This is a genomic window from Aeromonas sp. 600282 (assembly GCF_049175755.1).
Classification (GTDB): Bacteria; Pseudomonadota; Gammaproteobacteria; order Enterobacterales; family Aeromonadaceae; genus Aeromonas; species Aeromonas veronii_A.
Genome location: NZ_JAAKVR010000004.1, coordinates 153,117 through 170,708, shown reverse-complemented (window position 1 = coordinate 170,708; position 17,592 = coordinate 153,117). Strand labels below are relative to the sequence as shown.

General features: G+C 59.4%; 18 protein-coding genes. 14 read left to right on the top strand and 4 right to left on the bottom strand.

The window, feature by feature from the left end; genetic code table 11:
• Positions 1 to 9: 9 nt before the first annotated feature.
• Entirely contained in the window at positions 10 to 831 is an 822-nt protein-coding gene (locus G5137_RS06350; RefSeq protein ID WP_201937502.1) for an HDOD domain-containing protein, read from the bottom strand.
• 169 nt (positions 832 to 1,000) lie between these two features.
• Here G5137_RS06350 and G5137_RS06345 point away from each other — a divergent pair, with 169 nt between their 5' ends.
• Positions 1,001 to 1,264 (top strand): hypothetical protein, encoded by a 264-nt coding sequence (locus G5137_RS06345; protein WP_042658108.1) that lies wholly within the window; start codon positions 1,001 to 1,003, stop codon positions 1,262 to 1,264.
• Positions 1,265 to 1,364: 100 nt separating this feature from the next.
• Here G5137_RS06345 and G5137_RS06340 read toward each other — a convergent pair whose 3' ends face one another.
• Complete coding sequence (locus tag G5137_RS06340) at positions 1,365 to 1,511, bottom strand: hypothetical protein (RefSeq protein WP_302055900.1); 147 nt, start codon at positions 1,509 to 1,511, stop codon at positions 1,365 to 1,367.
• A gap of 290 nt (positions 1,512 to 1,801) precedes the next feature.
• Here G5137_RS06340 and G5137_RS06335 point away from each other — a divergent pair, with 290 nt between their 5' ends.
• The 5 genes from G5137_RS06335 to G5137_RS06315 are packed head-to-tail and all read left to right on the top strand — an operon-like array spanning position 1,802 to position 8,288.
• Positions 1,802 to 3,022, top strand: coding sequence for a PAS domain-containing protein (locus tag G5137_RS06335; RefSeq protein ID WP_216952764.1), 1,221 nt, complete (start codon positions 1,802 to 1,804; stop codon positions 3,020 to 3,022).
• 15 nt (positions 3,023 to 3,037) lie between these two features.
• Complete coding sequence (locus tag G5137_RS06330) at positions 3,038 to 3,409, top strand: anti-anti-sigma factor (protein WP_216954502.1); 372 nt, start codon at positions 3,038 to 3,040, stop codon at positions 3,407 to 3,409.
• A 6-nt stretch (positions 3,410 to 3,415) separates the two neighbouring features.
• Positions 3,416 to 4,480, top strand: a complete 1,065-nt coding sequence (locus tag G5137_RS06325) for an ATP-binding SpoIIE family protein phosphatase (RefSeq protein WP_216952763.1) — start codon at positions 3,416 to 3,418, stop codon at positions 4,478 to 4,480.
• Complete coding sequence (locus tag G5137_RS06320) at positions 4,481 to 7,147, top strand: response regulator (RefSeq protein WP_421205585.1); 2,667 nt, start codon at positions 4,481 to 4,483, stop codon at positions 7,145 to 7,147.
• Positions 7,086 to 8,288, top strand: a complete 1,203-nt coding sequence (locus tag G5137_RS06315) for an HD-GYP domain-containing protein (protein WP_216952761.1) — start codon at positions 7,086 to 7,088, stop codon at positions 8,286 to 8,288. Before G5137_RS06320 ends, G5137_RS06315 begins: the two co-directional genes overlap by 62 nt.
• On the opposite strand, the gene G5137_RS06310 is transcribed toward G5137_RS06315, so the two are convergent.
• Positions 8,285 to 8,965: an ATP-binding protein gene (locus G5137_RS06310; RefSeq protein ID WP_421255100.1), complete on the bottom strand. Its 681-nt coding sequence runs from the start codon at positions 8,963 to 8,965 to the stop codon at positions 8,285 to 8,287. The genes G5137_RS06315 and G5137_RS06310 overlap by 4 nt on opposite strands.
• A gap of 166 nt (positions 8,966 to 9,131) precedes the next feature.
• Here G5137_RS06310 and G5137_RS06305 point away from each other — a divergent pair, with 166 nt between their 5' ends.
• From G5137_RS06305 to G5137_RS06270, 8 genes are all read left to right on the top strand, one after another.
• Positions 9,132 to 10,451, top strand: a complete 1,320-nt coding sequence (locus G5137_RS06305; protein ID WP_421244939.1) for an MFS transporter — start codon at positions 9,132 to 9,134, stop codon at positions 10,449 to 10,451.
• 144 nt (positions 10,452 to 10,595) lie between these two features.
• Complete coding sequence (locus G5137_RS06300; protein WP_151287145.1) at positions 10,596 to 11,318, top strand: MarC family NAAT transporter; 723 nt, start codon at positions 10,596 to 10,598, stop codon at positions 11,316 to 11,318.
• A 159-nt stretch (positions 11,319 to 11,477) separates the two neighbouring features.
• Complete coding sequence (locus tag G5137_RS06295) at positions 11,478 to 11,681, top strand: hypothetical protein (RefSeq protein WP_216952760.1); 204 nt, start codon at positions 11,478 to 11,480, stop codon at positions 11,679 to 11,681.
• A gap of 181 nt (positions 11,682 to 11,862) precedes the next feature.
• Positions 11,863 to 12,066, top strand: a complete 204-nt coding sequence (locus G5137_RS06290; protein ID WP_041209699.1) for a hypothetical protein — start codon at positions 11,863 to 11,865, stop codon at positions 12,064 to 12,066.
• A gap of 262 nt (positions 12,067 to 12,328) precedes the next feature.
• Positions 12,329 to 13,225 (top strand): N-acetylmuramic acid 6-phosphate etherase, encoded by an 897-nt coding sequence (gene murQ, locus G5137_RS06285; RefSeq protein WP_421255077.1) that lies wholly within the window; start codon positions 12,329 to 12,331, stop codon positions 13,223 to 13,225.
• Positions 13,226 to 13,321: 96 nt separating this feature from the next.
• The gene (gene murP / locus G5137_RS06280) at positions 13,322 to 14,776 is read left to right on the top strand and encodes a PTS N-acetylmuramic acid transporter subunit IIBC (protein ID WP_421250821.1); all 1,455 of its coding nucleotides are present in this window, start codon (positions 13,322 to 13,324) and stop codon (positions 14,774 to 14,776) included.
• Positions 14,777 to 14,878: 102 nt separating this feature from the next.
• Positions 14,879 to 15,952, top strand: a complete 1,074-nt coding sequence (locus G5137_RS06275) for a porin (RefSeq protein ID WP_337073126.1) — start codon at positions 14,879 to 14,881, stop codon at positions 15,950 to 15,952.
• A 41-nt stretch (positions 15,953 to 15,993) separates the two neighbouring features.
• Positions 15,994 to 16,629 (top strand): DUF2057 family protein, encoded by a 636-nt coding sequence (locus tag G5137_RS06270; protein ID WP_421205591.1) that lies wholly within the window; start codon positions 15,994 to 15,996, stop codon positions 16,627 to 16,629.
• A 68-nt stretch (positions 16,630 to 16,697) separates the two neighbouring features.
• Here the strand turns inward: G5137_RS06270 and G5137_RS06265 are convergent, their stop codons facing one another.
• Positions 16,698 to 17,561 carry an SIS domain-containing protein gene (locus G5137_RS06265; protein ID WP_108588468.1) on the bottom strand — a complete coding sequence of 288 codons (864 nt, stop codon included), beginning with the start codon at positions 17,559 to 17,561 and terminating at the stop codon, positions 16,698 to 16,700.
• Positions 17,562 to 17,592: the final 31 nt, after the last annotated feature.

The following is a 17,592-nucleotide window of genomic DNA, read 5'->3' as shown; positions in this document are numbered from 1 at the left end:
GAAACGGGCTCAGGCGGCCAGCAGTCCGGCATAGCCGTTGCCCTGCTCGCGCAGCGCAGTGAACTGGGCAGCGCAATCGGCCCAGCTCAGCCCCAACGCATCTGCCACCTTGTGGGGCCACTCAGGGGGCGCCTCTTCCCCCACATCGGACTGGGCCGCCAGCACAATGGCCAGATGGATCAACCCGGCCTCGGCGGAAAATACCTTGGCCAGCATGGGATTGTAGTGATACTCCACCGCATTGCTGATGGTATCGGGAAACTTCCAGTAACGAGCCATGGCCGCCCCGACCTGGGCATAGTTGAAGCCAACCACCAGCTCTTCTGCCTTGGCCCGCCCCTTGTGCAGCTCCAGATCGTGAATGTGGTGGACAGTGTTTTCAGGCAGCCCCACGTGCATCACCAGCCGGCCAAGATCGTGCAGCAGAGCGCAGGTAAAAACCTCATCTCCCTTCATCCCTTTCTTCACCGCCAGACGGCGGGCCAGTTCAGCCACGTTGAAGACGCAGCCCCAGAAATGTTTGAGATCAATGCCGGGCACGGCCTTGACCGATTCGGTGAGCCCGCAGGCCAGCACCATGTTGCGCACCATCGCCAACCCCAGCCGCACCGCGGCTTCATTGACGGTGCCGATCTGACGACTGCTGCCGAATTTGGCCGAGTTGGCCAGCCGCAGCAACTTGGCGGAGATGACAGGGTCCTTGTTGATCAACTTGCTGATCTTCAGCAGATCCGGATCCTTTTCATTGAAGGTCTGGATCAAATCGCGCATCACTTCCGGGATCTGGGGCAGTAGCTTGGGCTCAGCCAGCAGGGAATCTATCGTGGGCATAGGCGTGTCCATCCATGTTATCTGTGTTCCAACCTGTTTGCCTTGGCAAACTCTTCCTAATTATGGGTAACAAATGGCCTCCTCATCGGATTGTTTATTCGCTGGCCATTCAAGGTGTTAGTCACATTCAGGCTATACTGGCCGCCACATTCACTGTTGCGGATATCCCATGAACGACACTCAGGAATTTTTTGACGAAGAGACGCTGCTGGAGATGGTGGAGAACCAGCTCAACGATGGTCACCCTCCCCATGTGAAGGCGACCCTGATGCGGCTGGTGATGAAGGGCACCCCGCGGGAAGAGGCGTTGCAATATATCGCCTGCGCCCTAGGGGCCGAGCTGATGGCGATGGAGGCCGATCAGGGCCCCTTCAATCTGACCCGCTACGGCGAATTCCTCGACAGCCTGCCCGAGATGCCGTGGGCTGACTGATAACCGGAGCTGACCAAGGCGCTACGCCTTTGCATGACTCCTTAAAAACAGAAGGGCGGGCGCCAATGGCCCCGCCCTTGTTGTATGGATCCGCTCCGGATCAGAACTGGGAGTTGATGACCACCTCTTCCCCCAGCGCCCCTGCCAACGGCAGTGGTCGATAGCTGGAGTTGGCGGCCCGCAGCAGCCGAATGCCGCGAATGCCGACCTCCTGCGCCGCCTTGATATCACCGTAGAAGAGCGTCATCGGCTTATCCTTGAGCCACTGCACCTTGGTGTTCTGCCCCGCTGGCCACCGGCGAAGATCACCGGATTGAGCTGGTCGGCCGGAATATTCATGGTCTGCTGCAGGATCTGGCTCACGGTCTCGGTCTTGGTGGCTAGCCCCCCATTTTATCCGCCCGGGATAAGCCTCCACCAACCAGGATATGACAAGCCTCTTTTGACCCTAGATATCGGCTGGAAGAGCCAGAGTGGGCTATAACTGCTTAACACCCGCTATTGATATCAAAATCAACGACTCTCTCTGGAGATGCCATGGACGCGCACACTTCCTCTTCCAATACCACAGGTTCGGCCCCTTCCACTCATCATGCCGGGATAGACACCCTCGATCAGGTGCTGGTACGGCTCGAACTCTCGCCAGAGGGGCAGATCCTTGATGCCAACCCGCGATTTCTGAGCCTCATGGGCTACACGCTAGATGAGCTCTCCGGCAAGCACTACGGCATGCTGCTCTCCCCGGACCAGGTGCAATCCGCCACACATGACACCTTTCAGGCCGCACTGCGCAGCGGCTCCTCGCAGGAGGACGAGCTTCACCTGCTGGACAAGCCGGGACGGGATGTCTGGATCCGTGGAGCCTGCAGCCCGGTTCTGGATGACAATGGACAACTATCTCGTATGACTCTGTACGCCATGGATCTGACCGGGCAGAAGCAGCTCACGGCCAGCTTCGAGGGCCAGCTCAATGCGCTGAGCCGGGTCATGGGCAAGGTCGAGTTTTCGCTGGAGGGCACCATACTGGATGCCAATCCACGCTTTCTCGACATAGTGGGTTACCAGCTGGAAGAGCTGAAAGGGCAACACCACAGGCTGCTGGTTGACCCAGACTACGCCCAGTCGGCGGATTACCTCGCCTTCTGGGACACGCTGCGCCGGGGCGAGTTTCTGGCTGGCGAATTCTGCCGCCTGAACAAGCAGGGACAGGAGGTATGGATCCAGGGCTCCTACAACCCCGTGCTGGATCTGAACGGCAAGCCCAGTAAAATCGTCAAGTTTGCCACCGACATCACGGCGCAGGTGGAGCAGCACCGCCAGCTCAAACAGGCGATGGTGGAAGCGGAAGAGGCCGCCAGAGTGCGCGAGGAGCTGCACAAGTCTCTGCAAGAGATGTCGACCCCTGTCACCCCTATCTGGGACGGGATCCTGCTGCTGCCACTGGTTGGGATCATCGACTCCATGCGCACTGCCGACGTGATGAACAAGTCGCTCACCAAGATTGCCGAAACCCGCGCCCGGGTCTTTGTGCTGGATATTGCCGGAGTCGCCACCGTGGACACTGGCGTCGCCAACCAGCTGATCAAGATCACCAAGGCGACCCAGTTTATGGGCTGTGAAGCCATCATCTCGGGAGTCTCCCCCGCCATTGCCCGTACCATGGTGGAGCTGGGGGTGTCGGTCGGTGACGTCCGTACCACAGCGACCCTGAGAGACGCCTTCGAAATAGCGCTCAAACGGGTTGGCTCAGCCCTCTAGGTCGCGGCAATGACCATGCAGCTCAACAACGATCTTGGCATCGCCGATATGGCCGACTGCATAGTAGTCAGCATGCGCCCCGATCTCGGAGACGACGGCATGCAGATGCTGATGCAGGCCCTCTCCCAGCGACTGGTACACGGGCGTCACCATGCAGTCTTGCTCGACTTCTCCGGCGTCATGCTACTGGATCACCATGAATTCAGACAGGTTTGCAAACTTGCCGAGGTGTGCCGTCTGTTGGGTGCCACCTGCCTGCTGGTAGGGCTAAATGCCGGGATCGCCGCATTTCTGGCGCTAGCCGAGGCACAGCCCGGGCCACTGCGCTGCTTCATCGACATGGACGACGCTTTTGCCCATGTCAGCCGCCTCCAGGGCGAGGAGTAAACCGCCATGATACAAGAGCATGCGACCCGGGAGGCCAGCTATCCGCTACGCCACGATATCGATCTGCACCTGGCTGTGATGTCGGTTCGTCGGCTCCCATTTATCGCCAACCTATCCGACGTGGATCGCGCCATGCTCTCCACAGTGGTCTCCGAACTTGGCAGCAATATCCTGAAATACGCCGGGCAGGGGGAGATCACCCTGATGCTCCATCACCCGAAGGGGAGATCCTGCATCGACATCATCGCCCGTGACAAAGGGCCCGGCATATCGGATGTCTATCAGGCCCTGCAGGATCACTACAGCACTTCCGGCACCCTGGGACTGGGACTGCCCGGCGTGCGGCGCATGATGTCAGAGCTCACCATCAGCACACCGCCGGAAGGGGGCACCCTGGTGCAGGCGCGCAAATGGCTGGGTTCTGTACCCTCGGTCCCACGTCTCATCACGCCCACCCAACAATGGGGGCAGGCAGGTCTGACACTGGTCTGGGCTAGCGAAAACAGACCCTGTTATCCGGAAAAGGTCTCCGGCGATCTGGTCTTTATCCGGCCCACATCCGACGGCGTCTTGCTGGTACTGATCGATGTCAGCGGCCACGGCTCCTCGGCCAACAAGCTGGCACTGATACTGCAAGAGGCGCTGCAAAACACCCCTGAACAGGAGCCGGCACCTCTGCTGCAGCTGTTGCACCAACACTGCATCGGTACCCGGGGAGCGGCCGCTGGCATAGCCCTGGTCAACAGTGAACGGGGTGAACTGAGCTACGCCGGCATCGGCAACACCCGCATCTGTCTGCGCGGCCATGACCTCTGGCGCGGTATCTCCCGTGATGGGGTGCTGGGGGAGCGCTTCCCCACCCCCTTGCTGCAACGGCAGCCCATCAAGCCGGGGGATGTGCTGATGCTCTATTCGGATGGCATCAGCGAGTCACTCAACCTGCGTGACGGCGCACTGGATCTGGGGGCTGATCCCGTCATTCTGGCCCGTCAAGTCATAGACCATAGTGGGCGCAGCACCGACGATGCGAGCTGTATTGTGCTGCGGGTACAACCAGAGAAGGAGCGCTAGATGCGGCAGCTGATCGGTGATATCAGGCTCTCTGGCCCGACGGCAGCCCTCACCGCCAGACGCAAGGTGATCCAGGTGCTCACCTGCATCGACAAGAGCCCCACCTTCGTGGCGCCGCTGGCGGGTACCACCTCGGAGCTGGTGCGCCAGCTGACGGCAACCATCGACTCACTGCAACTCCAGCTTTGGCTGGAGAGCAATACGCGGGAGCTGTGGGTCTCCCTCTCGGCCGACGAGCCACTGCAGCACAACGCACCCGGTGCAACCCATGGCAGCATCCGGCTGGTTCCTCATGCTGACACCGCCATCGCTCTGGTATGCCACCTGCCACACTGGCCCGATGACGCTCTGCTGTTGCAGATGCAGCAGCAGTTCGCTGAACCGACCCGGGATGAGCTGTTCGCCGTGATGCAGACCAAGAATCAGGAGCTGGAGCAGGCCTATGAGCTGGCAGAAAGCGCAACCCGGGCCAAAAGCGATTTTCTCGCCAACATGAGCCATGAAATCCGCACCCCGATGAACGCCATTCTGGGTATGGCCCACCTCGCCCTGCAAACACGCCTCGACTCGCAGCAGGCTGATTATCTGGGCAAGATCCAGCGCTCGGCCCATCACCTGCTCGGCATCATCAACGATATCCTCGACTTCTCCAAGATCGAGGCGGGCAAGCTGGATCTGGAGCAGATCGAGTTCGATCTCGACCATGTGCTGGAAAATCTGGCAACCCTGGTGGGCGAGAAGGCCGAAGCCAAAGGCATAGAACTGCTGTTCGAGGTCGATCACCAGCTAGACACCCTGCTCTATGGCGATCCCCTGCGGCTCGGCCAGATCCTGATCAACTACGCCAACAACGCAGTCAAATTCACCGAGCAGGGGGAGATACTGGTCAAGGTCACTTGTCTGGAGAAACGACCGCAAGAGGTGCTGTTGCACTGCTCGGTGCAGGACACGGGGATCGGCATGAGCCAGGAGCAGCAGCAACGGCTGTTCCAGTCTTTCCAGCAGGCGGACAGCTCCACCACCCGCAAATACGGCGGCACCGGCCTCGGGCTCGCCATCTCCCGCGAACTGGCGGCACTGATGGGAGGGGAGGTCGGCGTGCAGAGCGAACCGGGCAAGGGAAGCACTTTCTGGTTTACTGCCCGACTCGGCCGCGGCAGATACCGCTCACGCTATCTGCCAAGTCTGGATCTGCGTGGCCGCCGCATACTGGTGGTCGACGACAGTGCCAGCGCCCGCACCATACTGGCTGCCCTGCTGCGCAGCATGAGTTTCGTGGTCGACACCGCCGAATCGGGTCAGCAAGGGCTGCAGATGATCGCCTGTGCCGAGCAGGAAGGTAACGCCTACGAGGTGGTGCTGCTGGATTGGCACATGCCCGGGCTGGATGGCATAGAGACGGGGCGCCGCCTCATCGCCCGCGGCCTTGGCAAGCGGCTTTATCGGGTCATGGTGACAGGTTATGGGCGGGAAGAGATTTTTCGCGAAGCAGAGGCCGCCGGCTTTGATAGGGTGCTGGTCAAACCAGTCTGTGCCTCTGTGTTGTTTGATACCATCATTGGGCTGTTCGGCCAGCAAACCACGGCGACTGCCTTGAAGCCCACCCAGCCTACCCACAACTATCGCTTCGAGGGACTCCGTATACTGCTGGCAGAAGACAACGAGCTGAATCAGCAGGTGGCCATGGAACTGCTGCGAGCGGCGGGCATCGACGTCAGCATTGCTGCCAATGGTGCCATTGCTCTGGAAATGGCTGCGCAACAACCATACGACCTGATCCTGATGGACATGCAGATGCCGGTGATGGATGGACTGACTGCCACCCGTCAGTTGCGCCAGCAAGAGAGCGAAGGGCACCACACTCCGATCCTCGCCATGACGGCCAATGTCATGGCCGGTGACCGGGAACGCTGTCTGGCGGCCGGTATGGATGACCACATCGCCAAGCCCATCGACCCCGACAAGCTTTATGCCGCACTGCAGTGCTGGGCCCCTGCCTTCAGCGTTGAAACCGATGCAATACCCAAGAGCGCACCTTCACCACAGCACCAGCCATTGCAGCCTCAGTTAAGAGCGCTCGGACTCAATGCCGAAGCCGCCCTGCAACGGCTGATGTACAACTGGGGGTGGTATCAGGATCTGCTGCAACGATTTGCCCAACAGGGCACCCGGCCCATGCAGAGCCTGATCGCCGCCCTGCAGAAGAACGACCGGGAGGAGGCCCATCGTCAGGCCCATACCCTCAAGGGGATTACCGCCACTCTGGGCGCCGAACCACTGCGGGGTATCTCGGCCAGGCTGGAGAGTGCACTCTCCCGGGGGGATGACACCACCAGCCTGCTTCCACTGGCGGAACAGGGGCTGCAGATGCAGCAGCAACTGAGCGATGGCCTACAGGCCCTGCTACCCACCCAGACCACAGCCGACCTGCCGGAGCAAGAACAAGTCGACCTGGCGCCCCTGCTGGCGCAGCTGATCCGGCTGCTGGCGGAAGATGATGCCGGAGCTCTGACCCTGTTCCAGCAGCATCAGCAGCAGCTGACGAGAGTGCTGGGAGAGACGGCATCCAGGATAGCTGACGCCATTACCGGCTTCCGTTTTACGGATGCACTTGCACATCTGCAACGAGTCCGGGCCCTCAGGCCCGATCTGTTCAACCAAGAGTGAGGGCACCACCATGCTCAACCTGCTGGATCCCGATACCAAGCCCACCCTGCTGGTGGTCGATGACACCCCTGAAAACCTCTCATTGCTCAGCGCCTTGCTCAGCCCACAATACCGGGTCAAGGTCGCCATCAGTGGCCAGCGGGCACTGGAGATACTGTCATCAGACTCCCGGGTAGATTTGATCCTGCTTGATGTCGTGATGCCCGGGATGGATGGTTATCAGGTGATGCAGGCACTGCAGGAGATGCCGCAGGCACGGCATATTCCGGTGATTTTTCTGACTGCCAAGGTAGAGGAGAGCGCCGAGGCACATGGACTGGCTCTCGGCGCCGTGGACTATATTCACAAGCCGATCTCCCCCGCCATCGTGCTGGCCCGCGTCAGAAACCACCTTGAGCTGAAGGCGGCACGGGATCTGCTACATGACCAAAATGCCTATCTGGAGCAGGAGGTGGAACGACGCACCCGAGAAAACGAGCTGATCCAGAACATCACCATCCACTCCCTCGCCTCTCTGGCCGAAACCCGGGACAACGAGACCGGCAACCACATTCTGCGCACCCAGCATTATGTGAAGCTATTGGCGGAAACTCTCTGCGAGCACCCTCGCTTTCGTGCCGAGCTGACCCCCAAGACAATAGAGCTGCTGTTCAAGTCGGCCCCCCTGCACGATATCGGCAAAGTCGGCGTACCGGACCGGATCCTGCTCAAACCTGGCAAACTCGATGAAGATGAGTTCGCCCAGATGAAACACCACTCCACCCTTGGCAAGGAGGCCATAGTCCACGCCGAGGAGGCACTGGGGGTAGAGGTGGAATTTCTGAGACTGGCCAAGGAGATCGCCTGCTACCACCACGAGAAGTGGGATGGCACCGGCTACCCCTACGGTCTGATAGGAGATGAGATTCCCCTCTCGGCCCGACTGATGGCGCTAGCAGATGTGTACGATGCCTTGATCAGCAAGCGGTGTTACAAGGCAGCCATGACCCATGCAGAGGTGGTGCCCATCATTTTGGCGGGAAGGGGCAACCATTTTGATCCCGACATCACGGATGCCTTCGCTCACATCCACGTGCAATTTCACGAGATCGCGCTGCGCTACAACGACGACAAGAGCGATCAGGAGGCCAAACTCGACTAGGTGCTGGAATCAGCAGGCAACAAGTCAGTGAAGATGAAACCATCGCGCTCCACCGTCTTCCCCGTGCAGATCGCCAGCGGGCGCAGAAACATGGGGCCATCATAGGCCAGGGTGTGAAACTCGCCGTTCTCGCCGCACGGATCGACCCCCTCCGGCAGCGCCGCCAGCAGTGCCTCGTCAAAATTGTGCCCCCCCAGGCTGGCATCCAGCTTGTTCGGGTCGAGAGCACTGATCCGCGCCTTCAACCCAGCGGCCACCATCTGCGGCGCCAGTTCACGGGTATTGCTGCCCCACAGCGGGAACAGAGGTTCGATGCCGGTACCTGCCAGCTGCTTTTCACGGTAGGCGCGCACATCCTCGAGAAACAAGTCGCCAAAGGCCATATGGCGGATCCCCTGTGCCACCACATCAGCGATAAAGCCGGTCATGATGCGGGCGTAACCCTCGTTGCTGCAGGGCCAGGGCAGATCGATGGTGATAAGAGGCAGCCCTACGCAGGCGGCCTGCTCGGTCAACAGCTGCTTGCGCACCCCGTGCATCGCCACCCGCTCGAATGCCTGATTGAGGGTAGTAAACAGCCCCACCACCTCGATGGCGGGGTCTTGCCGCAACTGATGCAATGCCCATGCGCAATCCTTACCGCTGCTCCAGGAGAGCAGCACCCGTTTCTTTTCCATCATTCCTCCGCCAGCGGGGCATTCGGATTGCCCCAAAAAGATGCAAGACAGTGTTGCGAATTGCGCGATTTACACACAAGAGGCAGGCAGCATACTCTCGATCACCTGTATATGCCCCTTGCACGGGGTGACAATAACTAAAAAAACCGATGGGAAACATACGGATATGACCACGACCACACAACAGCACGATCACGCCCGCCCCCTCAATCGACAGGATTACAAAACCCTGAGTCTGGCTGCCCTCGGCGGCGCGCTGGAGTTTTACGACTTCATCATCTTCGTCTTCTTCGCCGTGGTCATCGGCGAGCTGTTCTTCCCGGCCGACATTCCCGAGTGGCTGCGCCAGTTCCAGACCTTCGGCATCTTCGCAGCCGGTTATCTGGCCCGCCCGCTTGGCGGCATCATCATGGCCCACTTTGGCGATCTCATCGGTCGCAAGCGGATGTTCACCCTCAGCATCATCATGATGGCGCTGCCGACCCTGTTGATCGGTCTGCTGCCCACCTATGCGGTGCTCGGCATCGGCGCCCCCATCGCCCTGCTGGGACTGCGGATCCTGCAAGGCGCTGCCATCGGCGGTGAAGTGCCGGGCGCCTGGGTATTTGTCGCCGAGCACGTCCCTGCCCGTCGGGTCGGGGTCGCCTGCGGCACGCTCACCGCAGGATTGACGGCCGGCATCCTGCTTGGCTCCCTCATTGCCACTGCGGTCAACAAGAGCCTGACGCCGGCCGAAGTGAGCGAGTGGGGCTGGCGGGTGCCCTTCCTGCTGGGCGGCATCTTCGGCATCGTTGCCATGTACCTGCGTCGCTGGTTGCACGAGACCCCGGTCTTCGCCGAGATGAAAGCCAACAAGACCCTGGCTGACGAGCTGCCCCTCAAGGCGGTGCTGCGCAACCACAAGAGCAGCGTCGTAGTCTCCATGCTGCTCACCTGGCTGCTCTCCGCCGGGATCGTGGTGGTGATCCTGATGACCCCGACCTATCTGCAGAAGGTTTATGGCATCAGCCCGGCGGACGCCCTGACCGCCAACTCGCTGGCGATCGTCGCCCTGACCCTCGGCTGTATCGTCTATGGTCGACTGATCGACCTGCTGGGCAGCGGTCTTACCTTCATGTTCGGCTCCCTGCTGCTGGCTGGCTCCAGCTACGCCTTCTATCACGGTCTGACGGCCGGTACGAGCCAGCTGGTGCCGCTCTACATGCTGGCGGGCTTTGCGGTCGGGATTGTCGGTGCCGTGCCTTACGTGATGGTCAACGCCTTCCCGCCGGTGGTGCGCTTCTCCGGTCTGTCGTTCTCCTACAACGTGGCCTACGCCATCTTCGGTGGCCTCACCCCGATGGCGGTGACCCTCTGGATGAAGAGCGACATGCTTGCCCCCTCCCACTATGTGGTGAGTCTGTCGGTGCTGGGTTTTGCCATCGGCCTCTGGCTCTGGTTCCAGCAACGGGCCATCCGACAACAGCAAGCGCCGCAAGCGGCCTGACCCGAACAACAAGCCCCGGTAACTGCCGGGGCTTTTTTGTACTGCTTATGTTCAGTTTCGCCAGCATAAGATAGCCTCCCTCTTGAGTCAGGTGACCACCTGGATCAAGGTATTCCCATTCATCCTTGCTACCCGAGGCTCAACATGTTCTTTCAGGTCGTATTTCTCGCCTTGCTGGCGCTGCTGCCCATGGTCAATCCCCCCACCACAGCCACCCTGTTGCTGGGGCTGAGCAAGGGGATGTCGCGCGAACACGTGCGCCGTCAGGTCAATATGGCGGCCATCTATCTGTTCTGCACCCTCTGCATCACCTTCTTTATCGGATCTTCGATTCTGGATCTGTTCGGGATCTCCATCCCGGGTTTGCGCCTGGCCGGGGGGCTCATCATCGGCTTTATCGGCTTTCGCATGCTGTTCCCCGCCCCCAGCCAGCAGAGCGGGGTCGATATCAACCAGAGCATCGCCTTCGTACCACTCACCATGCCCAGCATGTGCGGGCCGGGCACCATGGCGCTGGTAATAAGCGGGGCAGCCCAGATTGCCGAGCTGCCTGACGAGTACAACCGCCTCACTATCTATGGCGCCATGGTCACTGCATTTGCTCTGATGAGCCTGATCAGCTGGGGAGTATTGAAGCTGGCGGATCCGGTCTGCAAGATCCTTGGCGCCACCGGCATCGATGCCATGACCCGCATCATGGGCTTCCTGCTGGTCTGCATGGGTATGCAGTTTTGCATCAACGGCATCAAGGAAGTGGCACAGGATCCGGTCTTCCACGGTGGCCAGGCCGTGCAAACCGCACCGGCGCTACCGCAGGCTTCCGGCACGTTTGATCAGTTGCCGCAAAAGCCCGTCAGCCCTGATTGAAAACGGTATCAAAAAGTCCCTGACGATCTGCACTGATCTTGTTCCTGATCATGTTATTGACACAAAAATGGGTTAGTTTGTTTTTTATACAGACTTTATTCAGACGGACGCTGATAGGTTTGTTGATGAATACCCACTCAACTTCAGGAGAGTATGCAGATGGAGAAGATACTGACCGAAATAGGGAGCCATAGCCTGTTTCACGAGTACCTGAACGTGGTTGGGATTGCGAGCCCATCCCTCGCCAAAATTGAGCAACACTGGGAATATAAAAAGCGGGAGCAGCTGGTCGCCAAAATCCAGATCGACAAACAGGGCAATGCCCGTTACTTCATCGATGCTCGCGCAATATCCATCAACTGATACCGAATAACCAGCCAGCCCCGCTCCACCGAACGGGGCTTTTTGTTGTCTGCGATCCCGCACTCGCTGACCCGCATTATCTCTGCTGTTGCCAGAAGCTCTGTTTGTTTTTTGTACAGCACTCATTCAGCTCGACATGGCTATCTTGTATCTGCCCCCCTTGTTCCAGAAGAGTGCCCATATGACCAAGATGCTGACCGAAATCGGCAGTCATAGCCTGTTTCACGAATACCTGAATGTGCTCGGCATAGCCAATCCAGCTCTTGCCAACATAGAACAACTGTGGGAACACAGGCAGCAAGAGAGGCTGCTCGCCAAAATCCAGATCGACAAACAGGGTAAAGCCCGTTACTTCATCGACGCCCGCGCCATCTCGGTCAATTAACACCGATGATTCTGCAAGCCCCGGCCTACTGACCGGGGCTTTTTGTTGCATGTCCATCAAGCAGGCTAGCCAATCCCCCTGTCACTCCCTCTTCTCTCTATGCTCCTCTGATGGAATTTTACCTCCTTTAAAAAGAAAATAATTGGAATAATTAATTATGCGACATCAGTCTCATAATAAAAATCAAAAATCGAGCATGATGACCCGCATCGAGAAGAATGATTTACGCCGGGAATGGCGACGACCTGAAGTAGAGGAAGCGATGACCATTGACCTATCAAGCATGATTACTGAAACCCGCAATCCAGCCAGCATCGAGATCGATCAGCTCCCGACGCTGGATATGCTGCGGATCATCAATCAAGAAGATCAACACGTAGCAGTGGCTGTAGGCCAACTGCTGCCCGAGATCGCCAAGGCGGTCGATGCTATTGCTGCGGCATTTGGCAAAGGCGGCCGCTTGATCTACATCGGGGCAGGCACCTCCGGGCGCCTCGGCATTCTGGACGCCAGCGAATGCCCACCCACCTACGGTGTCTCTGCCGAACGGGTCATCGGCCTGATTGCCGGGGGCCACAAGGCCATACTGCAGGCGGTGGAGAATGCCGAAGACGATGCAGAACTCGGTGCCAACGATCTTAAAAACATCCACTTCAGTGCCAACGATGTACTGGTGGGTATCGCAGCCAGTGGACGAACCCCCTATGTACTGGGCGCCATGCAGTATGCCAGGAGCCTGGGTGCCACAGTGTGCAGCATCAGCTGCAACCCGGGCAGCCCGCTCGCCAAAGCGGCCGACATCAGCATAGTCGCCGTGGTCGGACCCGAGATAGTGACCGGCTCCTCCCGCATGAAAGCGGGCACAGCCCAGAAGCTGATCCTCAATATGCTCTCGACCGGTGCCATGATCCGCACCGGCAAGGTCTACGGCAATCTGATGGTGGATGTGGAGGCGACCAACGCCAAACTGGTGGAACGCCAGAAGCGCATCGTCATGGAAGCAACCGAATGTGACCGTGGCACGGCCGAGCAGGCTCTTGCCGCCGCAGATAGCCACTGCAAGACCGCCATCGTAATGATCCTGGCCAATATCTCTGCCAGCGAAGCACGAGAGCGGCTGAAAAACAGCGGCGGCTTTATCAGCAAATGCACTGATTAATCGGCCGACCGCACATTGGCCGCGCCAGTAATGGCGACAGGATAACCACATCAGCGGGGGCATCCGCCCCCTCACATCAGACTGACCGGGTTCTTTATGGCAAAAATAACTGATTCCATGATTGGCCAGATCATCCAGGCCATCGGCGGCCGGGATAACATCACCAACTGTGGCCACTGCATGACCCGCTTGCGGCTGAGCCTGGCGGACAGCCTGCATGCCGATCGCGATACTATCAAACGGATCGCCGGGGTGATGGGGGTGATTGAAAGCGACAACCAGTTCCAGATCGTGCTTGGTCCGGGCAAAGCCCAGACCGCCTGCGAAATGATGAACGGTATGCTGAGTACGGATGCTGGCATCCTCACCGCCCCCCGCCCGCAACCTGCGGATCTTGGCGACATCGCCGCCGCCAACAAGCAGGCGCTGAAGCAGAAGCAGAGCAGTGCGGCGCACCGCTTCCTGGCCAAGTTTGCCACCATTTTCACTCCGCTGATCCCCGGTTTTATCGCTGCGGGTCTGCTGCTCGGCTGTGCCACCCTGATCGAACAGACCCTGTTGCTGGAAGGACAGCAGACAGGGGGCATGCTGGCCGAATTCGTCGGCTACATGAAGCTCTTCAGCAAGGGACTGTTCAGCTTCCTCAGCATCCTGATCGGCTACAACGCCCAGAAGGCGTTTGGTGGCTCCGGCGTCAACGGTGCCATCATCGCCTCTCTGTTTGTCATGGGTTATGACCCTCAGGCCAGCAGCGGCATCTACTCCGGTATCACCGACTTCTTCGGGCATCAGATCGATCCCCGCGGCAACATCATCGGCGTGCTGATCGCCTGCATCATCGGCGCCTCGGTTGAGCGCCAGGTTCGCCGCTACATGCCGGACAGTCTGGATATGATCCTCACTTCCTGCATCACCCTGCTGATCATGGGAGCTGTCACCTTTATCCTGATCATGCCCCTCGGCGTGCAACTCTATAACGGCATGTCCTGGCTCTTCATCAACCTCAATGGCAACCCGTTCGGTACCGCTATTCTGGCTGGCCTGTTCCTCATCTCGGTGATGTTTGGCATCCACCAGGGGTTCGTTCCCGTCTACTTTGCGCTGATGGATGCCCAAGGCTTCAACTCCCTGTTTCCTATCCTGGCGCTGGCCGGTGCCGGACAGGTAGGCGCAGCGCTGGCGCTCTACAGCCGGGCAGGCAAGGATTCCCTACTGCGCACTCAGGTGAAGGGCACCATCATTCCAGGCATTCTGGGTGTCGGTGAGCCGCTCATCTACGGCGTCACCCTGCCGCGGGTCAAACCCTTTATCACCGCCTGCTGCGGTGGTTCGCTGGGCGGCTTCGTGGTTGGCCTGATCTCCTGGCTGGGTCTGCCGGTCGGCCTCAACACCGTCTTTGGACCATCCGGTATCGTCGCCCTGCCGCTGATGACCTCCGCCCAGGGGATCTTCCCCGGCATGATGGTCTATGCGGTCGGCCTCGCCGTTGCCTACCTCGGCGGCTACCTCTTCACCCTGATGTTCGGCTGCAAGAACGTCGATCTGAGTTAATCCCTCCTCCGGATTTCTAGCCAAGGTCTGGCCCCGAGCAATCGGGGTCATGGCCAAACTCATCCCGGCTCTGGCACAGAGCCCGTACAGGAACGATAAAAAATGAAAAAATCCATGCTTGCTCTGATTCTTCCCGCGCTGCTCGGCACAGGTTCCGCTCATGCGGCCGTCATCTATCAGGCTGACGATGGCTCCAACGTCGACCTCTACGGTCGTCTTGGCTTCAATATTTCCGACAAGAAGAGCGGCAATGATCAGGGTGACTTCGATGGCCGTATCGGCTTTACCGCCCGTCAGACCGTCAATGACGATGTCGCAGTGATCGGCATGGCGCAATATCAGGTCAATGCAGCCGAATACGCCAACAACGTGCAGAAGAACAGCAGCGATCTCACTGCCCGTTACGTCTGGGCCGGGATCGACGGTGGCCAGTGGGGCAAGGTGACCGGCGGGCGCGTCTCTTCCGGCCTCATCATGTTCACCGATATTGGCGATGTGTTTGCGGCCTCTGATGTCTCCATGGCTCGTCAGGCCAGCAAGGTGGACTCCACCGCCGTGCAGGTGTTCCGTCAGGATGGCACCCTGCAGTACCAGAACACCCTCGGCAATCTGGATCTCTCGCTCGCCTACATCCTCGGCAACAGCACTTCGGATCTCGATTACGGCTACAACGGTGCCCTGCGCTACACCTTCGATCTGGGCAGTGCCGGCAAACTGGCTCCGGTCGTGGCGTATCAGCAGACCAAAGCCGCCCAGAGCAGTGGCAGCAAGGTCGATCCCAATGCCGATGAGTATCGCTTCGCCGGGATTGGTACCCGCTACTATCTCGGCCCTCTGATGTTGGGTGCCCTCTATAGCAAGGATCAGGTGACCTATCGCGACGGCCGTGCCGACAGTGAAGACAAGGTGTGGGAACTGACCGCTGTGTATGACATCAACCAGAAGTGGGGGGCCCGCGCAGGCTATCGTCACCTCGTCAACGAGGGTGGCGACCAGATGGCACTGCGCGATACTACGCTGGAGCTGCAATACAAGCTCACCCCGCGATCTTCCCTCTACAGCGCCTATGTGATCCGCAATGGTGAAGATGGTCTGGCTGGTAGCACCATCACCAGCTTTGGTGGCAGCAGCAACAGCGAGAGCTTCTACCACCTCGGCCTGCGCTACGAATTCTGATCTGGTTGCCGGCCTGCGGGCCGGCTCCTTCATGGAGTCTTATGATGGCACGATCCTCCCTGCTCTCTCCCCTACTATTATCCCCCCTGTTTGCCCTGCTGCTCAGCGTACCGGCCACGGCCGCCCGACTGGAGCTGGCCGATACCCTCACCCTGCTCGCCTCGCCACAGGGCAAACCCTCGGCCTTCACCCGGATCATTGAGCTCCCGGCGGGAGAGTCCCGACTGCTGGTCCGCTTTGACAGCCCAAGTGACCCTCGCTCCACCAACGAGAGCCAGGGACGCGTGACCTCGGCTCCTCTGCTGGTTACCCTTACAGCACCATCACAAGGGACGCTGCAACTGACCACCCCGGTGCTGACCAGCTCCTCGGCTATCCGCCAGTTTGCCGCCAGCCCGGCCCTGCTGCTGAGTGACGACAAGGGCACCTCACAACCGCTGGCACTACAAGCCCTGCCACGCAACCAGGATAGTCTGGGCACCGATTACCAGGCCCTGCTGGCAAGCCATACGCCAACAGTGAGTCCGGCCCCCATTTTCGCAACACAAGCCGCAACTACCGCTCATACAGCTTCGGCACTTACGCCGGAGCAGGCGGATGCCACCCTGCGGGAACTCTATCTGGCGGCCGATGCCAAGCGGCGTAAAGCCTTTATCCGCTGGGCCCTTGACCTCTAGCAGACAACAAAAAACCACCTGTTCAGGTGGTTTTTTGTTGTACGGATGATGCTGCGGGAGAGCAGTCATCACTCCTTGTTGAGTCGGTCGATGGCATCCCGGGTACCGTCAATCAGGGCCCAGGCTCGCTCGTCTCTGCGCTGCACCAGGCCGAGGAACAGGATGTCGGTAATGGTGTTCTGGGCGGTACGGGAGGAGATGGAAGAGATACGCAGTTCGTTCTCCTCCGCCACCGTATCCAGCACCATGTCGGCCATCTGGCGCAACTGGGTTTGCCGGAACGAAGTCACGGCAATCAGGGTGGCACCATTGCGCTTGGCCAGCTCGGCCGCCGCCAGCACATCACGGCTGGCGCCAGAATAGGAGATGACCAGCTGCACATCACCCGGTCCCAGGGTCTGGGCGATGGAGATCTGCACATGGCTATCCTGGGCAAACAGGGTAGTTACACCGATCTTGAGCAACTTGTACCAGAGATCCTTGGCGGTCAGTGCCGAACCGCCAATCCCCACCAGCTGTACCCGCCCAGCGCCATCTATGGTGTCGAGTACCTGCTTCAGCAGAGCACTGTCGAGAGCCTGAGTGGTCTCGATGATAGAATTTATCTTCTCCTGCGCCAGCTTCTTGGCCATGGTCTCCAGATCATCGTCTCGCCCGATGCCATTGTAGAGATCACCGACATTGTCGGTCTTGATGGCATGCTTGCGCCCCAGATCCTCGCTGACCGCCAGCTTGAAGGCGGTGAAGCCCTTGAACCCGATCTTCTGGGTGAACTTCACTATGCTCGACTGGCTCACCTCCGCCTGCTGGGCCAGCTCCTGAGAGGAGAAGTGGGTCACCTGTTCCGGACAGGAGAGGATGTAATCGGCAATCTTGAGCTCGCTGGGGGAGAGCTGGCTCCTGATATTGGATATTTTCGACAGGGTAAGCATGGTTTCTCTCTGTTCTTGTTCTGCGTCGAGG